Annotated in this window: 1 pseudogene; it reads right to left on the bottom strand. The window is 48.3% G+C overall.

The window, feature by feature from the left end:
* Positions 1 to 68 precede the first annotated feature (68 nt).
* Positions 69 to 271: pseudogene (locus tag P8629_RS11880) on the bottom strand (IS3 family transposase); the annotation flags it as partial.

Below are 271 nucleotides of genomic sequence, written 5' to 3' on the forward strand. Positions count from 1 at the left end.
GTTAGTAAACACTACGCTTACTAACCTTCTGGAATATGGTGGCCCTCCCAGACTTGAACTGCGGACCAATCGATTATGAGTCGAACAACACGCTTACGATTAACGCTATGCCCCTTTTTAGCCAGCTCAGTTCGAATACGCCGACTGCCCATGAACGGATACTGAAGATGAATTTCGTCAATCATACGGCGCAACGCAATCTCCTCTGTAGAGAGTCCGATGGGTTGATAGTAAGCAGTAGAGCGAGCAATATTGAGCCGCTCACACTGGC

It is taken from the genome of Hydrogenovibrio sp. 3SP14C1 (assembly GCF_029625905.1).
In the GTDB taxonomy this organism is placed as follows: Bacteria; Pseudomonadota; Gammaproteobacteria; order Thiomicrospirales; family Thiomicrospiraceae; genus Hydrogenovibrio.